This is a genomic window from Tardiphaga sp. 862_B3_N4_1 (assembly GCF_051811085.1).
Taxonomy (GTDB): Bacteria; Pseudomonadota; Alphaproteobacteria; order Rhizobiales; family Xanthobacteraceae; genus Tardiphaga; species Tardiphaga robiniae.
On sequence record NZ_JBPWQB010000001.1, the window covers coordinates 1807357 to 1829224 of the forward strand.

Annotated in this window: 19 protein-coding genes and 1 tRNA gene; 10 read left to right on the forward strand and 10 right to left on the reverse strand. The window is 61.0% G+C overall.

The features are described 5' to 3' along the window. A complete protein-coding gene (locus tag AB8B02_RS08360) occupies window positions 1-2061 on the forward strand; it encodes a PQQ-dependent dehydrogenase, methanol/ethanol family (RefSeq protein WP_439063674.1) in 2061 nt (686 codons plus the stop codon). 102 nt (window positions 2062-2163) lie between these two features. Beyond that, entirely contained in the window at window positions 2164-4845 is a 2682-nt protein-coding gene (locus tag AB8B02_RS08365) for a PAS domain S-box protein (RefSeq protein ID WP_439058168.1), read from the forward strand. A gap of 9 nt (window positions 4846-4854) precedes the next feature. On the opposite strand, the gene AB8B02_RS08370 is transcribed toward AB8B02_RS08365, so the two are convergent. Beyond that, on the reverse strand, window positions 4855-5214 hold the full coding sequence (locus tag AB8B02_RS08370; protein ID WP_089267259.1) for a GrlR family regulatory protein: 360 nt from the start codon (window positions 5212-5214) through the stop codon (window positions 4855-4857). 402 nt (window positions 5215-5616) lie between these two features. Here AB8B02_RS08370 and AB8B02_RS08375 point away from each other — a divergent pair, with 402 nt between their 5' ends. Continuing rightward, the gene (locus AB8B02_RS08375; protein ID WP_439063675.1) at window positions 5617-6069 is read left to right on the forward strand and encodes a hypothetical protein; all 453 of its coding nucleotides are present in this window, start codon (window positions 5617-5619) and stop codon (window positions 6067-6069) included. 4 nt (window positions 6070-6073) lie between these two features. On the opposite strand, the gene AB8B02_RS08380 is transcribed toward AB8B02_RS08375, so the two are convergent. Further along, window positions 6074-7273 carry an MFS transporter gene (locus AB8B02_RS08380; protein WP_439063676.1) on the reverse strand — a complete coding sequence of 400 codons (1200 nt, stop codon included), beginning with the start codon at window positions 7271-7273 and terminating at the stop codon, window positions 6074-6076. Between the two features lie 497 nt (window positions 7274-7770). On the opposite strand from AB8B02_RS08380, the gene AB8B02_RS08385 reads away from it, so the two are divergent. Then, window positions 7771-8010, forward strand: a complete 240-nt coding sequence (locus AB8B02_RS08385; protein WP_093758827.1) for a hypothetical protein — start codon at window positions 7771-7773, stop codon at window positions 8008-8010. Here AB8B02_RS08385 and AB8B02_RS08390 read toward each other — a convergent pair. The 3 genes from AB8B02_RS08390 to AB8B02_RS08400 form a co-directional block, all read right to left on the reverse strand. After that, window positions 7979-8317, reverse strand: a complete 339-nt coding sequence (locus AB8B02_RS08390; RefSeq protein WP_320443929.1) for a hypothetical protein — start codon at window positions 8315-8317, stop codon at window positions 7979-7981. The two genes, AB8B02_RS08385 and AB8B02_RS08390, sit on opposite strands and share 32 nt — an antisense overlap. A gap of 44 nt (window positions 8318-8361) precedes the next feature. Next, window positions 8362-8580, reverse strand: a complete 219-nt coding sequence (locus AB8B02_RS08395; protein ID WP_093759133.1) for a hypothetical protein — start codon at window positions 8578-8580, stop codon at window positions 8362-8364. 158 nt (window positions 8581-8738) lie between these two features. Next, window positions 8739-9050 carry a pilus assembly protein PilZ gene (locus AB8B02_RS08400; protein WP_089267262.1) on the reverse strand — a complete coding sequence of 104 codons (312 nt, stop codon included), beginning with the start codon at window positions 9048-9050 and terminating at the stop codon, window positions 8739-8741. Between the two features lie 275 nt (window positions 9051-9325). Here AB8B02_RS08400 and AB8B02_RS08405 point away from each other — a divergent pair, with 275 nt between their 5' ends. After that, on the forward strand, window positions 9326-10249 hold the full coding sequence (locus tag AB8B02_RS08405; RefSeq protein WP_439063677.1) for a hypothetical protein: 924 nt from the start codon (window positions 9326-9328) through the stop codon (window positions 10247-10249). Between the two features lie 46 nt (window positions 10250-10295). Here the strand turns inward: AB8B02_RS08405 and AB8B02_RS08410 are convergent. Next, a tRNA-Arg gene (locus AB8B02_RS08410) sits at window positions 10296-10372 on the reverse strand. Window positions 10373-10477: 105 nt separating this feature from the next. Between AB8B02_RS08410 and AB8B02_RS08415 the strand changes: the two genes are divergently transcribed. Next, window positions 10478-11908 carry an O-antigen ligase domain-containing protein gene (locus AB8B02_RS08415; protein WP_439063678.1) on the forward strand — a complete coding sequence of 477 codons (1431 nt, stop codon included), beginning with the start codon at window positions 10478-10480 and terminating at the stop codon, window positions 11906-11908. Here AB8B02_RS08415 and AB8B02_RS08420 read toward each other — a convergent pair. Beyond that, a complete protein-coding gene (locus AB8B02_RS08420) occupies window positions 11905-12978 on the reverse strand; it encodes an acyltransferase family protein (RefSeq protein WP_439063679.1) in 1074 nt (357 codons plus the stop codon). The two genes, AB8B02_RS08415 and AB8B02_RS08420, sit on opposite strands and share 4 nt — an antisense overlap. Window positions 12979-13206: 228 nt before the next feature. Between AB8B02_RS08420 and ilvA the strand changes: the two genes are divergently transcribed. Together ilvA and AB8B02_RS08430 are read left to right on the forward strand one after the other, a co-directional pair. Beyond that, complete coding sequence (gene ilvA / locus AB8B02_RS08425; RefSeq protein ID WP_439063680.1) at window positions 13207-14724, forward strand: threonine ammonia-lyase, biosynthetic; 1518 nt, start codon at window positions 13207-13209, stop codon at window positions 14722-14724. Between the two features lie 160 nt (window positions 14725-14884). Continuing rightward, window positions 14885-15337 carry a hypothetical protein gene (locus AB8B02_RS08430; protein WP_439063681.1) on the forward strand — a complete coding sequence of 151 codons (453 nt, stop codon included), beginning with the start codon at window positions 14885-14887 and terminating at the stop codon, window positions 15335-15337. 35 nt (window positions 15338-15372) lie between these two features. Here the strand turns inward: AB8B02_RS08430 and AB8B02_RS08435 are convergent, their stop codons facing one another. The 3 genes from AB8B02_RS08435 to AB8B02_RS08445 form a co-directional block, all read right to left on the reverse strand. After that, window positions 15373-17577 (reverse strand): TRAP transporter permease, encoded by a 2205-nt coding sequence (locus tag AB8B02_RS08435; protein ID WP_120290224.1) that lies wholly within the window; start codon window positions 17575-17577, stop codon window positions 15373-15375. Window positions 17578-17622: 45 nt separating this feature from the next. Next, a complete protein-coding gene (locus AB8B02_RS08440) occupies window positions 17623-18774 on the reverse strand; it encodes a TAXI family TRAP transporter solute-binding subunit (protein ID WP_439063682.1) in 1152 nt (383 codons plus the stop codon). Between the two features lie 178 nt (window positions 18775-18952). After that, window positions 18953-19174, reverse strand: coding sequence for an acetyl-CoA carboxylase biotin carboxyl carrier protein subunit (locus tag AB8B02_RS08445; protein ID WP_068730696.1), 222 nt, complete (start codon window positions 19172-19174; stop codon window positions 18953-18955). A 238-nt stretch (window positions 19175-19412) separates the two neighbouring features. Here AB8B02_RS08445 and AB8B02_RS08450 point away from each other — a divergent pair, with 238 nt between their 5' ends. Together AB8B02_RS08450 and AB8B02_RS08455 are read left to right on the forward strand one after the other, a co-directional pair. Continuing rightward, a complete protein-coding gene (locus tag AB8B02_RS08450) occupies window positions 19413-20381 on the forward strand; it encodes an IclR family transcriptional regulator (RefSeq protein WP_320443935.1) in 969 nt (322 codons plus the stop codon). Continuing rightward, window positions 20311-21867 carry an acyl-CoA carboxylase subunit beta gene (locus tag AB8B02_RS08455; RefSeq protein ID WP_439063683.1) on the forward strand — a complete coding sequence of 519 codons (1557 nt, stop codon included), beginning with the start codon at window positions 20311-20313 and terminating at the stop codon, window positions 21865-21867. The genes AB8B02_RS08450 and AB8B02_RS08455 overlap by 71 nt, the downstream gene beginning before the upstream one ends. Window position 21868: the final 1 nt, after the last annotated feature.

Genomic DNA, 21868 nt, shown 5'->3' on the forward strand with positions numbered 1-21868 from the left:
TTGTTGGGCGGTGCCGCCAACGCACAGACCAAGGGCACACCGGATCACATAAAGGCGGTTACATCGGCAATCGATAGTGCCGCGATCACAGCCAATACGGCGACGTCCAAGGACTGGCCGACTTACGGCCTTGATTATGCCGAGACGCGCTTCAGCAAGCTCAATCAGATCACGGCCGAGAATGTCAAAGATATCGGCTTGATGTGGACGTACAATCTGGAATCCATCCGCGGCGTCGAAGCGACGCCGCTTGTGGTGGACGGCATCATGTATGTGTCGGCGCCATGGAGCGTGGTGCATGCCGTCGATACCCGGACCGGCAAGCGGCTATGGACCTTCGATCCCGGCGTAGATCGCGAGAAGGGCTATCGTGGCTGCTGCGATGTCGTGAATCGCGGCGTCGCGCTCTACAAGGGCAAGGTGTTCGTGGGGGCTTATGACGGCCGGCTGGTCGCACTGGATGCCGCGACCGGCACGAAGGTCTGGGAGAAGGACACGGTCATCGACCGCAAGATGTCCTATACGATCACCGGCGCGCCGCGCGTGTTCAACGGCAAGGTGGTGATCGGCAATGGTGGCGCCGAATATGGCGTGCGCGGTTACGTTACGGCCTATGACGCTGAGACCGGCAATCAGGCATGGCGCTGGTTCACGGTGCCCGGCGATCCGGCCAAGCCGTTCGAGGACGACTCGATGGCTGCCGCGGCGAAGACCTGGGATCCTGCCGGCAAATACTGGGTCAATGGCGGCGGCGGCTCGGCCTGGGATACGATCACCTTCGATCCCGACCTGAACATGGTCTATATCGGCACCGGCAACGGCTCGCCGTGGAATCGCAATCTGCGCAGTCCGGGAGGCGGCGATAATCTCTATCTCGGCTCGATCGTCGCGCTGAATGCCGATACCGGGAAATATCTCTGGCACTATCAGGAAACGCCCGGCGACAACTGGGACTATACCTCGACGCAGCCGATGATCCTGGCCGATCTCACCATCGACGGCGCACCGCGCAAGGTGGTGCTGCACGCGCCGAAGAATGGCTTCTTCTTCGTCATCGACCGCACCAACGGCAAGTTCATCTCTGCCAAGAACTTTGTCGATGTAAACTGGGCCACCGGCTACGACGCCAGTGGTCGTCCGATCGAGGTCCCGGAAGCCCGCTCGCCGGACAAATCCTTCGACAGCATTCCCGGACCGTTCGGTGCCCATAACTGGCATCCGATGTCGTTCAATCCGCAAACCGGGCTGGTCTATCTGCCGGCGCAGGGCGTGCCTCTGAACCTCACTGGCGAGAAAACGCTGGTGCAGAATGCGCCGGGCTCGAACAAGTTCGGCGGTACCACCGGCTGGAATGTCGGCTTCTCGCTCAATGCCGCGCCGCCGAAGAACCCGCCATTCGGTCGCCTGATTGCGTGGGATCCGGTGAAGCAGAAAGAAGCCTGGCGCGCTGAGTATATCGCCCCCTGGAATGGCGGTACGCTCACGACGGCCGGCAATCTCGTGTTCCAAGGGACCGCGGACGGCCGCTTCATCGCCTACAACGCCAAGACAGGTGAGAAGCTTTGGGAGACGCCGGTCGGCACCGGCGTGGTGGCCGCACCTGCGACCTATATGGTCGATGGCGTGCAATACGTCTCGGTGGCGGTCGGGTGGGGCGGCGTATTCGGCATCACCCAGCGCGCGACGGATCGTGAGGCGCCCGGCACGGTCTACACCTTTGCCATTGGCGGCAAGGCGCCGTTGCCAGCCTTTACCAAGTACCAGATCGGCAATCTGCTGACCGGGGTCAAATACGATCCCGCTCACGTGCCGGAGGGGACTTCGATCTACGTTAATGCCTGTGCGACCTGCCACGGCGTGCCCGGCGTGGATAAGGGCGGCAATGTGCCCAACCTGGGCTATGTCCCCACCGAGACCATCACCAACCTGAAGGACATCGTCTTCAACGGGCCATTCAAGGACAAGGGCATGCCTGATTTTACCGGCAAGCTCACGGAAGCGGATGTGGTCAAGATCCAGGCCTTCATCCAGGGTACAGCCGACGCGATTAGGCCGAAATAAACACCATGCTGGACGGTTCGGCCCGATCGGGCCGTCCAGCATGTTCCCCCGGCGGCTGAAGTCGGGATATATTGGGACGCTCTGAAGTCCGGTCCCACAACCATGTCCTCTGCCATTGCGGCATTCTTTCAGCGGGTCCGATCGTCCTCGCTCTCGATCGGCCAGCTGACTTTCAGCGGGTTCCTGCTGGTGTTGACGGTGATCCTCATCACCAGCATCGCCAGCGTGGTTGCGATCCGTCATATTGACAATACCTTCGCCGAGCTTGAGCGGCTGCAGAGCGTCGGCGATCTGGCCGAAAACATCGACCGCCGCCTCATCAGCCTGCGGCTGGCTGCACGCGATTTCGTCACCGATCCCGATGCACAGCCGGAAAAGGTCTCGCAGGCTGCCACGGCGCTCGGCGATCTCCTGAAGAAGACCCGGATCGAGCTTGCGCCCGAGCAGCGCGACATGATCGACGGTGTCGACGCGCGGTTGACCAAGTACCGCGAAGGGATCGAGCGCGTCTCATCGCTGATCGCACGTCGCTCCGCTATGCTGGCGACGCTCCCGCCGCTCCGCGAGCAATTCGAGAACGCCGTTCCGGATGTGACGAATTCAAATGCCGCCAAGGCCATGTTCCGGGCGCAGAACGAGATCGCGGCGGCTTTGCTGGCGCGCGATCCGATCGGAGCCGAGCAGGCCGCCCAGCGCATGCGTGCGCTGCCGATCAGCACGCCCGCGCTTCGTGCGGCCGCCGATGCCTACACCGATGCAATCATATCGATTTCGGAAACCGAGAGCGAGATCGCCGATCTCGACAGGGATGTGCTCGGGGCGGAAGGCCGCCTGATCGGCCGGGTGACCGAATTGTTGCGGGAGCTTAGCGCCCGTCGTGGCCGGGTGCTGTCGCGCGAGTTCGCGCGCACGCTGACCGAGGCAAGATGGCAAAGCATCATCCTTGGCACGGCGGGCGTTCTGGTCGGGCTGTTGGCGGCACTGTTCGTGGTGCGGCGGATCGTGAAGCCGCTGAAGGCGATTGCCAAGTCGATCCGTGCACTAGCTGGCGGCGCCAAGCACACGCCGATCCCGGCCATGGATCTGGAGAATGAAATCGGTGACATTGCGCGCGCCGCGGAGGTGTTCCGCAAGACGCTGGTCGATGCCGATGCCGCGCGCGAGGCGGCCTTGCATGCGTTGGCCGAGCAGAGGCTGGCGGAAGAGAGTTATCGCAAGCTGTTTGAAGGATCCGTCGATGGCATCTATGTGACGACGCCGGCAGGTGCGTTGCTCAATGCCAATCCGGCACTGGCGCGGATGATGGGGTATGATTCACCGGAAGACCTGATCCGCGCCACGCTGGATATCTCGCGCAACATCTATGTCGATCCCGCGGCGCGCGCCGAGTATCAGCAGCGCATGGCAAGCGACGGAATGGTGCGCGAATTCGAGTATCAGGTCCGTCAACGGCACGACACGGTCCTCTGGCTGTCCGACAGCGCCACGGCGGTCCGCGACGAGAATGGCGAGGTTGTGCGCTATGAGGGAACAGTTCGCGACATCACCAACCAGAAACATGCCGAAGCCGCGATCAGGGAAGGTCGCAGGTTGCTGCAGCAGGTCATCGATACCGTTCCTGCCGTCATCAACGTAAAAGACACCGATCTGCGATACGTCTTGATGAACCGGTATATGGCGGGGATTTTCGGCATCGAGCCCGGTGAGGCGATTGGGAAAACCACTGGCGAGTTGATGATGCGCTTTGGCGCGTCGAAGACCGACTCGCCTGACAAGATGGTGCTGGCGACCAGGAAGGGCCTCGGTTTCTACGAGGAAGAGTACAAGGACGCTGCCGGTGTGATGCGGCAGTGGCTGGTCAACAAGCTGCCTTTGCTGACGACCGATGGTGATATCCAGAACATCGTGACCGTGGCGCTCGATATCGGCCAGCGCAAGCGCAGCGAGCAGGAGATGCTCAAGGCCAAGGACGCCGCCGAAACGGCGCTACGCAATCTGCGTGAGACGCAGAATTCGCTGATCGAGGCGGAGAAGCTCGCGGCGCTTGGGCGGCTGGTTGCCGGCGTGGCCCATGAGGTCAACAATCCAGTGGGCATCAGCCTGACCGTGGCGTCATCGCTGGAACGCAAGATCGCGCTGTTCGGCGAGGAGGTTGCGCGCGGCGAGCTGCGCCGCTCGACCCTGACTGAATTCATCGAGTCCAACCGCGACGCGGCGGCACAATTGGTCGCCAATCTTAATCGCGCGGCTGAGTTGATCCAGTCGTTCAAGCAGGTTTCCGCTGACCGCAATTACTCGGACCAGCGCGTCTTTGATCTCGCCGATCTCACCGAGCAGGTGGTGATGAGTTTGAAGCCAGGATTACGGAAACAGAAGCTGGCGCTTTCGGTCGACTGCAAGCCGGGATTGACGATGAACAGCTATCCGGGTCCGTATGGTCAGGTGCTGACCAATCTGTTCCTCAATTCCGTCGCTCATGCTTTCCCCGATGGCAATGGTGGCTCGGTCGAGATCAAGGTGCAGGAAGCCGGCAACGATCATGTGGAAATTCTTTTTGCGGATAACGGCGTCGGCATGAGCCCGGAGGTCCGGCGGCGTGCTTTTGACCCGTTCTTCACGACGCGCCGGGATCAGGGTGGCACAGGCCTGGGTCTGCACATCGTCTACAGCATCGTCACCAGCCGCCTCGGTGGTCGTCTGCATCTGCAGTCCGACCCGGGGCAGGGAACGCGCATCCAGATCATCCTGCCGCGCGTCGCGCCGCTGGAGATGGCTGCGGAATAGCGGACGCTGCTACTGCTGAAATTCCGCAAGCTTGCGCAGTGTCGCGCGGAATATCTGGCTGTGCTTGCCGACGAGCGCTGTGCCGTTCATCGTCGCCGACGTATCCGTGAAAGTACCCGACAGACCGATGCCGACCGGTTGGCTCTGGCCACCGAACAGTGGACTCATGTCAGGGCTGGGCGTGTGCTGCATGACGGAAACCTCGCCCTTGAAGGTGCCGGCTTCCTTGTTGAGAACATAGGTACCGACGTAGAACAGGTACGCGTCGCCGCCGAGCAGTTCGCCTTCGCGAAAGGTTACAACACCGCTGCCCTTGCCTGAACGCCCGTCGAGAAGCTCGACATGGATCGAGTAGAGTCCATTCTTCATAATAGCCCGATGGCGCAAACCCGTCCCTTGGTTGCGCAATCAGAAGTATTGCAAAGACCGTATACCAACGTCAACGCATTCGCGGGCGCTGTTGGTGCACGAGCGAAAGACCGAGTGACGCAGGTGCGCTCGCTTGCCGCCTTGGCACTTCGCGACGAGGGCGTTCTTAAATACCTCTGCCATTGAAGTTATCACCACAAATTCGCTGCAGTGCGAAGAGAGCCTGCCGGTGCTAATGGAGAATCGCCTATCGTTTGATTGGGCGTCTGTCGCGAAGTTGAAGCGCAGCCGTTCTTCGATAGTCGTATGATGCGCTTTGCGTGAGTGACTACGGAAGAGGCGGGCACGTTGCCCGCGACAAACCTGAACATCATTGTGCCGGCCGGGGGCTGGAGCAAGCAAATGAGCGACTGGATGACTTCCGGCGCCGACGCGCCGTGTTCGCCAACTACTATCTCTCACGATCGACGCGTCCGGCGTCGTGCAGGCAGGCTGAAGCTGAGAGTGCCGACCTTGTGTGTTGCGGCTCTGTTATCTGTGCCGCTGATGCAATCGGTCGCAGCGCGCGATCGCGGACAATTCGCCAATACCAGCCCCGATCTGAAAGCCTGGTTCGATAGTCTGCGCAGCGGCAAGGGTCCGTGTTGTTCCGATGCAGACGGCAGCGCCGTCAGCGATGTGGATTGGGAATCCAACAGCGGGCACTACAAGGTGCGGATCGACGGGATGTGGCTCGACGTACCTGACGAAGCTGTCATCACGGTGCCGAACCGCGTCGGTCGCACCATGGTGTGGCCGATACAGGGTTCGTCCGGCACAGTGATCCGTTGTTTCATGCCAGGTAGCATGACATAGCCGGTCACGACGCCCGGCGGCTCGATGCGAGTGCGGCGATCAGCGAGATCGCCGCGAGGACGATCACCACTGCGCCATAGATATCAAGCGTCAGCGGCAGGCCGAGTGTCGGGATTGCCAAGCCTGCGACGATAGTCGGCAGGCTGAAGGCGAGATAGCAGATGATGAAAATTACGGAGAGCAATCCAGCGCGTTCATGCGCGGGGACAAGCGGCACAACGGTCCGGATGCTACCGAAGAATCCGGCGCCAAAGCCAAAGCCGGCAATGATCGTGCCGACCAATAGTTGTGGGACGCTTTGTGTGTAGACCCCGCCCAGCGTGATCAGCACGCCGAGAATAAGACACGCCATGCTGCGGACCAGAATGGTGGTGCCGGGCCATTTGTGTGCCACCAGCATCGAGGCGGCACCGCTCAAGGTCAGCGCTGTCACGGCGAGTCCACCAAGGAGAGGCGAATTCGATCCGGTGATGAGCCGGAGCAGCGAGGGCATCAGCGACAAGTAGAACCCGCCCAACGCCCAGACGGCGATGTTGCCCGGCGAGACCAGGGTCAAGGGTTGTCGCACGTGAGGCGGTACGGTCACGATCGGTCGGAGCGACGCCCATGCGCCGGGACGACGCGCAACCGTTTCCGGCATCCACCACAGCAGAATGGTTTGTATGAGCGTTGCTACGAGGAGCAGCAGATAGACCAGTTGCGTCGGCATTGGCGCGTAGCTGACGAGTACGCTGGATAGCAACGCGCCGATCCCTGTGCCCGTTACAGGCGTCAGGCTGTTCATCAACGATCCGTGCGCGCGATTCAGATCGAGCATGGCAGCACCGATGGTGCCGAAGGCAATGCCGGTTGCAAATCCCTGAATGGTGCGGGCGGTGATCAGTGCCACGACGGAATCTGCGGTAATGAAAACCAGGAGTGCCACGACATTCAGGATCAGCGCCGAGAACATCACCGGTCGGCGACCGATATAATCCGACAATCCCCCGACCGTCAGCAGCGCAACCAGCAGACTGAGCGCATAGGCGGAGAACACCGTCGTGACCATGACCGGCGAGAGGTGCCAGTGGTCCTGATAGATCCGGTAGAGTGGTGTCGGTGCGCTGGCGAACATGGCGACAGTGCCGAGGGTTGCGATCTGAAAAATAATGGCAGCGCGACGCGTCATCACGCCTTTCGGCCGGGCGTCGAGATTGCTGGACATCGGGGAAGGGACCTAATGGACAAGGTGGGGCAAGCCCAATGGTCGCTTCCGTCCTTGATTGATTTTACCGCTGTCCAATGCTCGCTCAGGTGATGCGCGGAGCAACAGCAGAGAAAGATGATGCATGCATGGCCAAGCCTTCACAACGGCGGCTGGCTCGCGCGCCCTGTGCGAGATTGCATGGCTCGTCTGGATCGCGCCCCTTAACACGGCGCGAATCTTTCCTATACTCAGGCTGTCACGAACAATGAAAGGAGGTGGTCCAGTGTCTAATTCCAAGCGCTGTCACCTCGCTGAGGCCGCCCGCTAGGCTCACTCTTTGAGCTTCGGAAGGGCGTCTCGGCGCCTGGTTCAGCGAGAACAGGGAAGGGGCGCGCCGAGTGATCGGTGCGCCCTTTCTTCTGAGCGCAAACCTGTCGCGCCGTGAAACATGACGCTTGATCTGCCGGTCATCCGTGACAATCTATCAGACGTTGCTTGTGTCCGGAGTAGCAGCAATGCCGGGAACACCGCGCGATCTGGCGGAGAGAATGGCCGCGCGCCAGCAGCGGCGTGCCATCGATGACGGCTATGTGCGCGAGAGCTTCACACAGCCACGCGAAAACGCCCGCAAGACGGCGCGGGCGTTTTTGGACCGGTTTCCGAAGCAGGCTTACATGAGTGAAGTTGAGCGCTGGCGCGAGCTGCCAGACGGCGACATTGAATTTACGATGCGGCGGCTGCGGACCGCTGATTGAGCTGACAGGCGGCAATCATCTGGCTGATGTCGTGCTCGCTCATGCCTGTAACGGCCGATTTCTCGACTGGATCGGCAGCACATGCGTGGATCGCATAGCCGATATCGAGAAGACGACGCGGCGGATCTTCCTCGCCCAGGCCGACTTCCATCACCAAGCCACTCTCGACGGCATGCCGCCAGACATCGGATTTGTTGGGGAAGGCCTTACTGACTTTGACCGAATTTGAAAACAGCGCGTAGGGCATGCGGCAACCTCCGTGATGAGGCGATAACGCGGAATATGGCATCTGGTTGCGCTGCAGCAAGCCCCACTTTCGTTATCCACGAGGTCGTGATGATCGGTCGGCCGTCAGTCCCGCTGGGTAATCCGCAATTCCAGCAGCGCCATGGTCTGGAGCATCGTGGGATCGCGTTCACCCTCGCTTGTGGTGCGCAGGATGCTTTCGGCGATGGATTGCACGTGAGCGGAGTTGACGGGATGCGGCAGCGTTGAAACAGCTCCGTCCAGCGCTTGTTTCATCACTGAGATTGTGTCTGGCGGAAACGCGGCATGGGAAAAATTCTTCACGGTGGCTCCCGGGTTCAAACGGATAAACGCACCCAACTGTTCACGGGATAACAAGAGTTCGGGCGCGCGAATGTTCCTGCCGCAAAGTTGGGCAGATCCGTGGAGGGGCGTCAGCGCTGCGTGTCGGGTGCCAGGTTCCGGAAACGGTCGCAGGGATGTCAGGATTCGGTGTCGGCCGGCCGAGCGGCTTTCTTCTTGGCGCCCTGTCGCAGAAATGTCGCGCCGATTTCCTCGCCATTGACCCAGGCCAGCTCGCAGCGACGGAACGCCAGTCCTGTGGACGACAGCAGCAGGAAGAATTCCTTGAGATTGATGCCCTCAATCGAACTCTCGACGATAAGGCGTGCGCCCGTCTCGGACACGTCCATGATGCGGCAACTGCGGCGCCATGTGCCGTCAATGGCCATGAGCCAGACAGGGAAACCGCGCTCGAACGCGACGCGGCCAGCATTTGGTTTTTCAGGGGTCATCGACGCTTCCTTGGCGCCGGGGATTTTAAATTGGATGGTGGTAACGGCTGGTAAATGCCGCTGACGGCAGACTTTGCGGTTCAGCACGCCATCGAGATGTTGTTTTCAAAGAGCGCCGTGGCGCACAGCCTTATTCGGTTGAATCGTGCAACCGCAACGACGGGTTTCAGACGCGGCGGTTGTGGAGGTGCGCGTTAACGGAATGGTTACAAGCTGGTGCAATGTAAAGTGGAATCCCTGGCTTGTTGAAGGGCCTCGGCGGAGCACGTTACTGCATGAACACGCCAGCTGCCCTGATATCTGCCGGCGTGGGTGCAGCGTTTTTTGCGGCTGCATCCGTGTTCTATTATCAGCCGTCCTTCATTCGGCCCGACTATGCGCTAGATGCCATCCTGACAACCAATAACTCGAAGGCGCGTGCTGCAGTCACGCGACTCTTGCTCAATCCGTCATCTGCGCAATTCGATGGCTTGCGGTCGGTCCAGGTCGATAACAGGAAATATGTTTGCGGCAGCGTGAACGCCAAGGACAAATCGGGAGCTTACACCGGGCATCGAGCTTTCGTTTACACGGTCGCCATCGACTTTGCGCGTATCGACGACGATGGAGAGATCGCGCAACGGCACGATGCGTACAAGGCTTGTCCGGTCTCTGAAGAAGAAGAGAAGCTGGCTCAACAGAAGATCGGCATATCACCCAGTGCGCTCCAGGCGATCAAGCTGGTTCAAAAGACGCTGCCGACAGCCGATCCGTCAGTGCTTACGGATATGGCGTCGCAACTATCACCTGCGGGCAGTGGACCGGCCGGGACGACCGAGCAGCAACTCGGACGTCTGGCAGGCCAACCCGGCTCGGGCGGGCAGCAATCGGGAAATCAGACATTCAAAACCACGCCCGGCCCCGAATCCAACTGGCGTGCCGACAAGCCGCCGACCGCGTGGCCAGTCTTTCCGCCGGACCACGTGTTGGCAAAGCATGTGCAGAAACGAACGAATGCCGAGGCGTTGGTGCTGGCAAAATCGGTTGAAGATCTCTGGGCGAAGTCCAAAGCGGGAACCTCATCTCAGCGGCCTTCGCCGGACGAAATTCGGGAAGCCCTCCGGGCTCTGATGGCCATTGATGCCAAGAGTGCCGAGTTTCCCCAAGCTTGGGCGGCATTCGTGCGGCTGCGGACGATCGAGCGCGAAGCGAGCGCCTAGTCCCTGGAAAAGCCGAATGGACACAGGCGTTTAAGGGCACCTGTGATGGTGCACTCGGAGCGATTCGAACGCCCGACCCTCGGAATCGAAATCCGATGCTCTATCCAGCTGAGCTACGAGTGCGACGGCGGCACCATAGCGGCGAAAGTCGCAAAAGCTAGCCCCGCGATGGGGGAGCGCAGCGGTTTTGCCTAACGTCGGGGAGGCTGCTCGCTATAGTCTGCCTTTATGAATCAAGGCCGACTCAAATCCGGTCCGGTGGATTTCGTCCTGTCCGGGTGGCTACCGACTGCGCTGCTTCTGATCGTGACCTTGGTGGTCGGTCCCGCGCTGGGCGGATTGTCGCGTCCGCTCTTCGTGGTCGGCTGCGCCGCTGCCGGCTGGCTGGCCTGGCAACGCAGCACTGCGGCCCATATCCAGTCGGCCATCCTGCTGTTTGCCTTCGCACCATTCGTGCGGCGCGTGGTCGATGTGTCGGTCGGCTACGACGCGGCCAGCATCATGCTGATCGGGCCGCTGTTGTTCATCCTGACGCCGTTACCGAGCCTGTGGACGTTGCTGTCCTCCCGCGAGCAGTTGCGCGATCCCTGGCTGATCGCGCCGGCCATCGTGCTGGCCTGCATCGCTTACGGTGCCATGCTGTCGGTTTTTCAGAATGACTGGATGAGCGCTGCGACAGGTGCGTTGAAGTGGGCGGCGCCCGTGCTTTACGGCATCGCTCTGCAGCAGCGCGCAAGGTCCGATGGCGAGCTCGTCAATGCCATGGCGCGTATCTTTCTGGTGGTGCTGCCGCTGACGGGTCTCTACGGCATATGGCAATATGTCGATCCGCCGAGTTGGGATCGGTTCTGGATGAACTACGCCTCGATCCTGTCGGCAGGGTATCCGCTGCCCTATATGGTGCGCGTCTTCAGCACGATGAACGGGCCCGCCACTTACGCGACCTTCACCGCAACGGGACTGCTGTTGCTGGGCTTCCTGAGACCGGGATGGCAGTCGCTGATTGCCCTGGCGCCCGCTGCACTGGGCCTGTTGCTGTCGCTGTATCGGACCGGCTGGATCGCGCTCGCGCTGGCCGTGGCGTTCTGCATGGTGTTTCAATCCACACGGCGGCGGGCGCTTGCGACCGGACTTGGCATCGTCGGCGCAGCCATGGCGGCGGTCCTGTTCACGCCCTTCGGCGATGTGATCACCGAGCGGCTGCAGTCGCTCGGCAGCGGTTCCGAGGATGGCAGCGGCAACGAGCGTCTCGAAGAATTCGTGACGCTGTGGAATACACCTGACAGCATGGTGGTGGGGTCTGGCTTCAGCTTCACCGATATCGGTGTCGCGGGCACTATGCCGGTCGATGGCCAGATCATTGCGAGCTGGCTCACGCTCGGCATTCCCGTCGGACTGCTCTGTTTGGCAGCCTATATCTGGGTCGGGGTCTGGAGCACGTCTGCGGCATGGCGGATGCCGACCAAAGAAGGCGTGGTGCTCGGCGCTCTGTCGCTCGGCGGTATCCTGATTCACTTGCCCCTGACCAGTATCTCGTCAGGTGAGATATCCGCTCTGTTCTGGATGATTTTCGCGATGGCCTGTCCGCACGACCAAACTGTCAGACCTGCCGAGGATGCCGCGATGCCCCTGGAGCAGGTGCGGACCGGCAGAGTTTAGTCCGATCGGGCCGCCTGGCTGACAAGCGGAGCGGGTGCAGGTTTGCGCCTCGGCAGTGGCGCAAGCCCGAGTGGTGCCAGCAGGTTCAGTCGCTGCAACACGACATGGGTTACCATGGGCAAGATCACGCCGGCCGCGGTGCCTGCGAGGAGATAGACCCATGGCATTGGCGGCATGTGCAGCATCTGCATGATGATCCGCGTGCCGGATCCCGCCATGATGTGCAGCACATAGATCGTCATGGACATCACGCCGACCAGTGCCAGCCAGCGGTGCCTTGTTTCGTCGAGCAATTTGCAAAGTAACACGGTGCTGGTGATGCCGAGAATACAAGCCGGAAACGATGCTATGCCATTTGCGTCGAAGCCGGAGAGCTGTCCTCCAACGGCGACCGCAGCAGCGAAAGCAGTGGCGATCACGGTCAACATGGTCCAGCCCGTTCGCCCATGAGGCTGCCACGCCATCACGATGCGGGTTGCATAGAGTCCCGCGACATAGAACGGCAGGTGATGCATGGTGAGCGCAAGATCGGGGCGGATCGGCAACAGCATGAACACGATCAGGCCAGCGAGCGCGACGACAATCATGATGGTGCGATTGGGAATGAGCACCGCCAATATGTGGCAAATCATCAGGGCATATAGAAACCAGAATTGCGCCATCGGCCGATACCAGATCGCCACGAGGTCGCTGGCGGTGATGGGAATATTGGCATTGCGTGATATCAGCATGATCACGCTGCCCTGGATCAGCGACCAAAGCACATAAGGGTAGGCGATCGTCCATGCCTTGCTGGTGAGGAACGCGCGAGTGCCGCGTGTGAGGCTGTGCTGTACGTTCAGGCCCGCGAGAAAGAAGAACAGCGGCATGTGGAACGTATAGAGCGTATAGCTCATCCACTGCGCGAGCGGTCCGTCAGGAAACAGATGTGGCTGTATCAGGCCGCCGAGTACGTGGCCATAGACCACGAGAATGACGCCTATACCGCGTGCAAAATCAATCCAGACCTGACGCGTGCGATCGGTCCGCGATCTTGGTGCTTCTGCATCTTCGGCTGGCGATAGTTGCATCGTAGGACATCGCTGGTTCTGAATATCTGGATCAGCAAGACAACATACGCCGAGAGCCGTACACCATCGTTAACGCCGATCCATGAAATGGCGGTCGGGCGTTCATAGGTGCTTTTCTGGAGAACAGGCTTGATTTCTCGGTCATTTCGGTGCCCATCTGCGCCGACAAGCTGTCGGCAAGCCGTTCTGTGGCCAGTTCGGTCTCTGCCACATGTTCGAGGGCTACCTGTGACTGACTACGTTCGCAAAATCCTGGACAGCCGCGTCTATGACGTCGCGATCCAGACGCCGCTGGACCCGATGGTTCGGCTGACCGCGCGCATGGGAAGCCCCGTGCTGCTCAAGCGCGAGGATTTGCAACCGGTGTTCTCGTTCAAGATTCGCGGCGCGTACAACCGCATTGCGGGGTTGTCCGCGGAGCAGCGCGCGGCCGGCGTGATTTGCGCGTCGGCTGGCAATCACGCGCAAGGCGTGGCGCTGTCAGCGCAGCGGCTGGGGATCAAGGCAACCATCGTGATGCCGGTGACCACGCCGCCGATCAAGGTCGATGCTGTCAGATATTGGGGCGGCAATGCCGTGCTGTTCGGCGACACGTTCGACGAAGCAGCGGCGCATGCGCGCAAGCTCGAGGCCGAGCAGAAGCTGACCTTCGTGCATCCCTATGACGATCCCGACGTGATCGCGGGGCAGGGCACCATCGGCATGGAAATCCTGCAGCAGCATCCCGATCCCATCGAGGCGGTGTTCGTGCCGATCGGCGGCGGCGGGCTTGCGGCCGGCGTTGCCTCCTTCATCAAATTTCTGCGCCCGGAGACCAAGGTCATCGGTGTCGAGCCCGTCGATGCCGCATCGATGAAAGCCGCGATAGATGCTGGCGAGCGCGTCGTCCTCAATCGCGTCGGTCTGTTTGCCGACGGCGTGGCCGTGCGCCAGGCTGGCGTCGAAACATTCCGTCTCTGCCGCGAATTGCTCGATGACGTGATCACGGCGGACACCGACGAGATGTGCGCTGCCATCAAGGATATTTTCGAGGATATGCGCGTGATTGCGGAGCCGGCCGGCGCCTTGGCGCTGGCAGGATTGAAGAGCTATGCCGCGAACAATCCTACGCGCACCGGTGCGCTGGTCGCCATCAACAGCGGCGCCAACATGAATTTCGATCGTCTGCGCCATGTTGCCGAACGTGCGGAGGTGGGCGAGGCCCGCGAGATCCTGCTGGGCGTGACCATTCCGGAGCAGCCCGGCAGCTATCGCCGCTTTATTCAGACCATCGGCAATCACAACATCACCGAGTTCAACTATCGCTATGCCGATGCCAAGGAAGCCAATGTCTTTGTCGGCCTGAAGCTGAGTGGCGCCAAGAACGACAAGGGCGAGCTGATCGGGCAGTTGCAGGCGCTCGGCTACAAGGTGCTGGACATCAGCGCGGACGAAACCGCCAAGCTGCACATCCGCTATATGGTTGGCGGGCGAGCACCGCCGGCTTTGCGGGACGAGGTTATCCTGCGCTTCGAGTTTCCGGAGCGTCCAGGCGCCTTGCTGAAATTCCTCGATCAGATGGGGGCGGACTGGAACATCACGCTGTTCCACTACCGTAACCACGGCGCGGATTACGGCCGGGTGCTCGTTGGGATTGAAGTCCCGCAGGCCGACCGCCCGACCCTGACGCAGCGGCTGACGTCGCTCGGCTATCCCTATGAGGATGAAACGCAAAATCCGGTCTACCGGATGTTCCTGAACGGCTAGGCCGGGTGGGGCAGAGAGTGAGGCAGGGCCGGTTTCTGCCTTTTTTTCGCTCAAAGGCGATGCTTAACGGAATACTAGCACTGTCCGGCCAGAGTCGGGCGGTGTGCTGACGCCGGAAAAAGGGCGTTGGCTTGGGGTCCCTTACCGGTTTCATCACGCGATGCGTCTTTCGCTGCTGCCTGTCCTGTTGTCCCTGCTGGTGCTGTCTGTGGCCCCGGCACGGGCAGATTTGCGCATCACCCGGGACCACGGCGGCTATGTCGAAGAATACAAGGCCAAGTATGAGCGCATCCGCGACCGCAAGGAGCGGGTGATCATCGACGGCATCTGCAATTCGGCCTGCACGCTGGTGTTCGGAATCGTGCCGATGAACAAGGTCTGCGTGACTCCGCGCGCCAGTCTTGGCTTCCACCAAGCCTATTACGACAAGGCTTTCACCTTCGGCATGAAGGTGATCAGCTACGAGGGCACCTCGGACCTGATGGCCTATTATCCGCCGCCGGTGAAAGACTGGCTTGCGCGTAACGGCGGTCTCACGCCGGAAATGAAGAAGATCAAGAACGGCATGGATCTCTGGAAGATCGTCGATCCCTGCCCGGAAGAGTTCTTCTAGCTTTCAATCTTCAATCGACCTGAATGCCTTCGCGATTATAACACGGCGAGCCGCGCATCGCCGCGCCTGATCAGCGCCAGCGCGATCAGCACCGTCGGTGCGAGAATGCAGGCGGCGAGGGCAATGATCTGCCACTGCGACAGCGGATTGATGCCGCCTCCGGGTGTCGCCATCACGAAGCCACCGATCACCAGCAGCACACGTAGCGGCCATTCCATTGCGCCCGCACGGCGCAGATCGCCCACATAGGCCTGATAGCCCTGAATGCCGCCGCAGATGAAGACGATGCCGAGACAGGCAAGGCCGGTAAGGCCGAACGCTTCGAGGTAAGGGCTGTCGCCCTGCAGTAGGAGCGCCGGATTCAGCACGAAGAAGAACGGGATAAAATAGATGATGCTGCCGACCCACATCGACTCCCAGCCGGTCTTCATCGCCGGCGCGCCGGCGATGCCGGCGGCGGCAAAGGAGGCGATGGCGACCGGTGGCGTGATCGAGGACAGCATGCCCCAATAGAAGATGAACATGTGCACGGCCATCTTGTTGAGGCCGAGCTTCTCCAGCGCCGGTGCGACAAGGATAGCGAGGAAGATGTAGCAGGACGTCGTCGTCAGGCCGAGGCCGAGGATCAGGCTGGTGAAGGCGCACATGATCAGTAGCAGGAAGACGTTGCCGCCGGCGATCGCCAGAAGGTCGTTGGCCAGGCTCGAGATTACGCCGGTGAGCGAGAACGCGCCGATCAGCAGGCCACAGCCGGCGAGAATGGCGATCAGTTCGACGAAGGTCTTACCGTTGAGTTCGAGGAAGTGGATCCATCGTGCGCCGCCCCAGTTCTTGCCGGGGAAGAATTCATTGAGCGCTGCGAGGATGCACATCCCCCACAGATAGGCGTTCTGCAGATCGAGCCAGACCATTAATCCGGTCAGCACAATCGAGAGCGCCAGGACGGCGGTGTTGCCCTTCTTCCACGGTGCCGGGCCTGACCATTGATGCAGGATGACCAGCAAAGCGGTGGCGTAGAACGGCGCGTGGCTCTCGCGTTTGAAGTACAGCAGCATCACGACAAGGATCGCGATGACAAAGAGATAGTACCAGCCCTCCTTGAGCGCGTCCATGAAGCGAGGCAGTTCCTCGCGCGGGATGCCTTCGAGCTTGTGACGCGCGGCGTAGCTGTCGACCTGCGCGAACAGACCGAAGTAATACAAGATCGACGGAATGGTGGCGGCGAGGGCGACGTCGGCATAGCTCGTGTTCATGAACTGCGCCATGACGAAGGCCGTCGCGCCCAGCACCGGTGGCGCCAGCACGGCGCCGGTGGACGCGCAGGCTTCGATCGCTCCTGAATAGGACGGCGTGAAGCCGGTTTTCTTCATCGCGGGGATCGTCATCGTTCCGGCGGTGAGCACATTGGACACGATGCTGCCGCCGACGGTGCCGAGCAGGCCGGATGCAAAGATGCACACCTTTGCCGCGCCACCACGGAAGGTACCGCACATCGCGAAGGCAATGTTGATGAAGAACTTGCCGGCACCGGTCATCATCAGCGCCGTGCCGAACACCAGGAAGCCGATCACGGTGTCGGCAAAGGCCTGGATCGGAATGCCGAGCAGGCTCTCCCCAGATAGCACGTGATAGGCCGTGGTCTGCTCCAGCGTCGACTGGGTGCCGCGGAACGGTCCGAGCCATTTGGCGTCGGCAAACAGTGGATACAGCGTGAAGGGGAAGACGCTGAGCAACAGGCTCCAGCCGCCGGTGCGGCGCAGCGCCTCCATCAGCACGAACCACATCACGAGGCCTGCGGCGATCACGGGTTTAGGTGCGCCGTCGAATTCCCAGCCAAATTGCGCGGCCTTGCGGATGTTCATCATCAGGAAGATCGCGGCCGCGAAAGTGGCGACGAACAATACGACGTCGTACCATGGCACACGGTCGAGATCGGCCTTCGACGTTCCCGGAAAGATCAGGAACGTGAACGGCAGCATCAGCGCGATTAGCAGATAGAAATATTCGGTGTTGAGTTGCGTGACATCGACAAAGAAGCGCAGCGAAAATTGCTGGTTGATGCAGAGCAGGATGGTTGCGAGCGTGGCCAGTATCAGCGCCCAGCGCCACACGCCGTGCAAGGCGCGAACGCGCGAGACCTCGGACTCCTGGAGGTCGGCGACTCCATGGGGATCGTCGAGTTCCATTTTTACGGGAATGTCGGATGCGGGCCGCGCATGATCGGGTGACGAAATTGACATAATGGCCCCGATTATTGTTCGCGGTTACAGCTAAAAATAACGACGTTATTCGAAGCCGTTCGGCATGCCGGCCTTCTTGAGCGCAGCCGCGCGGGCAGTCATCCAGCCGTCGAGAAACTCCTTTTCACCGGCTGATGCACTGGCCTTGGCGTATTCGCTCCATGCGGCCTTCAAGACGTCCTGCCGCTTCAGCAGTCCGTCATTGTGTGTCTGGTCTTCTGGCGTCCAGTTGCCGGCTTCCTTGAGCGCTTTCACGGCGCCGGGATGAAACGGAACGACCCATTTCATGGACTGCGCCTTTACGGCGAGGCCTAACGCGCCTGGTGCGTTGTCCTTGTAGGCGTCAAAGTTGACGATCATCGCCTTGGTGATCGCGTAGATCTGATCTTCCGCCTGCAAGCCGTAGACGGTCGCGACGGGGTAGGGGTAGGTGCTCATGTTGACGGGCGCTGATGCCGTGATGCCCGCGCCGCAGGTCGCGACATGTGGATTGAAAAACGGTGCCACACGCTTGACGCGCTCCCAGCCGGCCTTGTCTTCCGCGGGGAGGGGCGGCCAGATGATGCCGCGCGGCGATGTCTCAACTTCCTTGGCCGGGCCAGTGATGGTGGTAGCAAAGGCGGCGTCGACGTCGTTGTTCACCATGCCTTTCCACATTGCGCCGTAGCTTGCGAACTCGATCGGCTTGATGTCTGCCTTGGTGAGACCGCCGAACGCCATGATGGCAAGCGAGTTCTGGTTCAGGGCAGGTGAGCCGACGACGAAGCCGACGCGTTTGCCGCGTAGATCCTTGATCTCCTTCACGCCGATATCGCGAGCGACGCCGAGCGAGGCGCCATTACAGTCGATGGTCGACAGCGTGACCTGCGCTGGCTGAGGACCCCATTCCTTGACGCCGAATTCGAACACGCCTTCCTGCGCGAAGTAGATGCCCGAGCCCATCCAGGCGATCGTGGCGCGACCGGCGCGCAATGGCGCCAGCCGCGCGACATCATTGCCGGCAGGCAGCACACGCACATCGGTGGAGTATTTGTCCTTCATCATCTTGCCGACAGCGACGGCGATGTTGAAGCCGGCGGTGCCGGTGTCGTAGGCGGTGACCGCCATGGTCGGTGGAAGCTTGATATCCTGTGCGCATACAGCGCCGGTCGAACTGAGCACGCCAACGGACGCCAGCGCGATAAGCCGGTGAAGCATTTTCCCCTCCAGATGCATTCGCTTTGCGAATTGCTTTTTATTGTTCAGCGATCATGTCATCGCCGTCAGGCGCTGGCAATGTCCTGAGGCCGTTCGCTGGATGATGGGAGCGGTCACCATCTCAGACAGAATGCCGCAGCACATTGGTAAGGCAGTCGAGGTCGTCAGTGCATTCTGCTCACGTCTCGACTGTGCCGAGCAACTGTCCTTCCGCGACCACGTCGTCGACCGCGACGATCATCGATTTGATTTTACCTGCGGCAGGAGAGGCGACCGGAATTTCCATCTTCATGGCTTCGACAAATGCCACTTCGTCGCCTTCATTTACGGAATCGCCGGTTGCGAGCGGCAGTGAGCAGATGCGGCCGGCGACTTCGCTGAGGATCTTGATCTCTGGCATGGTGTTCTCCGCGATCACGCGGGCGGCTGCTCGCTATAGGTGTAGCGCCGACGCGACCGGACAATCCCTAAGAATGAGAAGAAACGAGCAGCTTGGTGTTGTCGCCGCAGATTGCCTGAGGTAGCGTAGCCCGCAAGTGGAATATAATTCCGCAGAGTGGAACGGGACGGCGGCGCACATCGGGGCAATCCAACGGATTGGCTCCCCGTGAGATGCGTCGTTTTAAGGGAAACGCATCATGGGACGACGTTCGGAACGGCTCAGCAAACAAGGCATGCTCGCCAGCGATCTGGCAGGCGACGGCGATGTGATCCAGGTGGTCTCGCGCGCCTTTGATATTCTTCGCTGCTTCGAGGGCCATGATGCCCGGCTTGGTAATCTCGAAATCTCCAATCGTTGCGGCCTGCCGCGCTCCACCGTATCGCGCCTGACGCATACGCTGACGCGCATGGGCCAGCTCGCCTATCTGCCGGCAGATCAGAAGTACCGCATCGGATCGAGTGCGGTCGCGATGAGTGCTTCGATGATGCGGGGACTTCAGGTGCGCAACCTGATCCGCCTGCGTTTGCAGGAAGTGGCGGAGCAGGTACCTGGCACGATCGGCTTCACGATTCCCGATCGTTTCCACATGGTCTATCTCGAATATGCCCGCGCCGATCACGCGCTCGGATTGCATTCGACCACCGGCAGCCGCATTGCCATGGGCCGGACTGCAGCCGGTCATGCCTACACCGCAGCGCTCGACGAAGACGTGGGCAATGCTCTGATCAACGATATTGCGCGCGAAATGCCCGAGGACGCCAAGATCCTGCGCGGCAAGATCGTTGGGAACCGTGAATGTCTGCGTGACAACGGCTACGTCCTCGCAGGTGGCCTTTGGTCGCCGCATATTACCGGCATTGCGACGCCGATCTGGTCGCCGCAGTATCAGACCTATGTGGTCGTCACCATCGGTCTGCTTGCCGCCATGTATGACGAGCAGCGCCTGCAGGACGAGATCGCTCCGATCCTGCGTCAGCTTAGCGGCACGATCAGCATGATGGTTCAGAATGCAGATAGCGGCCTGACCAGTGCGCCCGTTCCAGATGCGCCTCCCGCGCCAACAGCTCAGAAAAAAATGCTCCCGGAGGGAATGAATGAACTGGAAGCCGGAACTCGACGACCTCGCCCGGCGCGAAGCCTTCGCGCGGGAGATGGGGGGCGCTGACAAGGTCAAGCGGCAGCATGACCAAGGCCGGCTCACAGTTCGTGAACGTATCGACAGACTGATAGATGCAAAAAGCTTTCACGAAGTCGGGGCAGTCTCCGGCATTGGTGAATACGATGCGTCTGGCGAGCTGAAGCATCTGACGCCGGCGAATTGCGTGTTCGGTCGTGGCAAGATCGACGGCCGGCCTGTCGTCGTTGTTGGCGATGACTTCACCGTGCGCGGCGGTTCGGCTGATGCGTCGATCTCGGCCAAACCGCTGATGGCCGAGGAAATGGCGCACGACTTCCGGCTGCCGATCATTCGCGTGATCGAAGGTTCTGGCGGCGGCGGTTCGGTCAAGACCATCGAGACCAGGGGCGCAGCCAATCTGCCGGGCGGTGTCGGGGGCACGCGCTGGTACTGGTACACGACGTCCAATCTGGCGCAGGTGCCGGTCGTTGGCCTTGGCCTTGGTTCAGTCGCCGGCCTCGGCGCTGCGCGGCTCGCAGCCAGCCATTATTCGGTGATGACGAAGAATTCCGCGATGTTCGTCGCCGGGCCTCCCGTTGTCGCGCGCCTCGGCCAGTCGCTTGAGAAGAAGGAACTCGGCGGCGCCGATATCCAGACGCGCGCTGGCGGCGTCGATCACGCCGTGGAGACAGAAGAGGAGGCCTTCGCCTGCGCGCGACGCTTCCTGTCCTATCTGCCATCGTCCGTCTATGACTTGCCGCCCACGATCGCCTGCAATGATGATCCCGAACGTGCGGAAGAATCTCTGCTGAAGGCCGTGCCGCGCAATCGTCGGCAGGTCTACAAGATGCGCCCGATCATCGACGCCGTCGTCGACAAAGGCTCGTTTTTCGAGATGGCGGCGAATTTCGGCCGGCCGATCATCACCGGTTTTGCGCGTCTCGAAGGCCGTGCGGTACTGCTGCTTGCCAGCGATCCGTTCCACTATGGCGGCTCGTGGACCGCGGAAGCCTGCCAGAAGGTCGTGCGCTTCGTCGACCTCGCTGAGACGTTCCATCTGCCTGTCGTCTATCTCATGGATTGCCCGGGTTTCATGATCGGGCTCGATGCGGAGAAGGCAGCGACCATCCGTCACGGCGTGCGCGCCATGGCCGCGGTCAATCAGACCACGGTGCCGTGGTGCACGATCATCATCCGCAATGCGTTCGGCGTCGCTGGCGTGGTGCATCAGCCGGCCGACCGGTTCTCGATGCGTTACGCATGGCCTTCGGCCTATTGGGGCTCGCTGCCGCTGGAAGGTGGCATCGAGGCGGCCTATCGCGCCGAGATCGACGCGGCGGACGATCCAAAGCTCAAGCAGCAGGAAATCGAGGAGCGCCTCAACAAGCTGCGCTCGCCATTCCGTTCGGCCGAGAAGTTCTGGGTCGAGGAAGTCATCAACCCCACGAAGACGCGCTCGCTGCTGTGTGAGTTTGCACGTCTTGCCGAACCGCTCCGCACGGCAGGTCCGTCACGGCTCGCGATGCGGCCGTAAG

Coding starts and splice junctions, on each gene's coding strand:
- AB8B02_RS08365 (WP_439058168.1), top strand. CDS start 2,164: ATGTCCTCTGCCATTGCGGCATTCTTTCAGCGGGTCCGATCGTCCTCG.
- AB8B02_RS08370 (WP_089267259.1), bottom strand. CDS start 5,214: ATGAAGAATGGACTCTACTCGATCCATGTCGAGCTTCTCGACGGGCGT.
- AB8B02_RS08375 (WP_439063675.1), top strand. CDS start 5,617: ATGAGCGACTGGATGACTTCCGGCGCCGACGCGCCGTGTTCGCCAACT.
- AB8B02_RS08380 (WP_439063676.1), bottom strand. CDS start 7,273: ATGTCCAGCAATCTCGACGCCCGGCCGAAAGGCGTGATGACGCGTCGC.
- AB8B02_RS08385 (WP_093758827.1), top strand. CDS start 7,771: ATGCCGGGAACACCGCGCGATCTGGCGGAGAGAATGGCCGCGCGCCAG.
- AB8B02_RS08400 (WP_089267262.1), bottom strand. CDS start 9,050: ATGACCCCTGAAAAACCAAATGCTGGCCGCGTCGCGTTCGAGCGCGGT.
- AB8B02_RS08405 (WP_439063677.1), top strand. CDS start 9,326: ATGAACACGCCAGCTGCCCTGATATCTGCCGGCGTGGGTGCAGCGTTT.
- AB8B02_RS08415 (WP_439063678.1), top strand. CDS start 10,478: ATGAATCAAGGCCGACTCAAATCCGGTCCGGTGGATTTCGTCCTGTCC.
- AB8B02_RS08420 (WP_439063679.1), bottom strand. CDS start 12,978: ATGCAACTATCGCCAGCCGAAGATGCAGAAGCACCAAGATCGCGGACC.
- AB8B02_RS08430 (WP_439063681.1), top strand. CDS start 14,885: ATGCGTCTTTCGCTGCTGCCTGTCCTGTTGTCCCTGCTGGTGCTGTCT.
- AB8B02_RS08435 (WP_120290224.1), bottom strand. CDS start 17,577: ATGTCAATTTCGTCACCCGATCATGCGCGGCCCGCATCCGACATTCCC.
- AB8B02_RS08440 (WP_439063682.1), bottom strand. CDS start 18,774: ATGCTTCACCGGCTTATCGCGCTGGCGTCCGTTGGCGTGCTCAGTTCG.
- AB8B02_RS08445 (WP_068730696.1), bottom strand. CDS start 19,174: ATGCCAGAGATCAAGATCCTCAGCGAAGTCGCCGGCCGCATCTGCTCA.
- AB8B02_RS08450 (WP_320443935.1), top strand. CDS start 19,413: ATGGGACGACGTTCGGAACGGCTCAGCAAACAAGGCATGCTCGCCAGC.
- AB8B02_RS08455 (WP_439063683.1), top strand. CDS start 20,311: ATGAACTGGAAGCCGGAACTCGACGACCTCGCCCGGCGCGAAGCCTTC.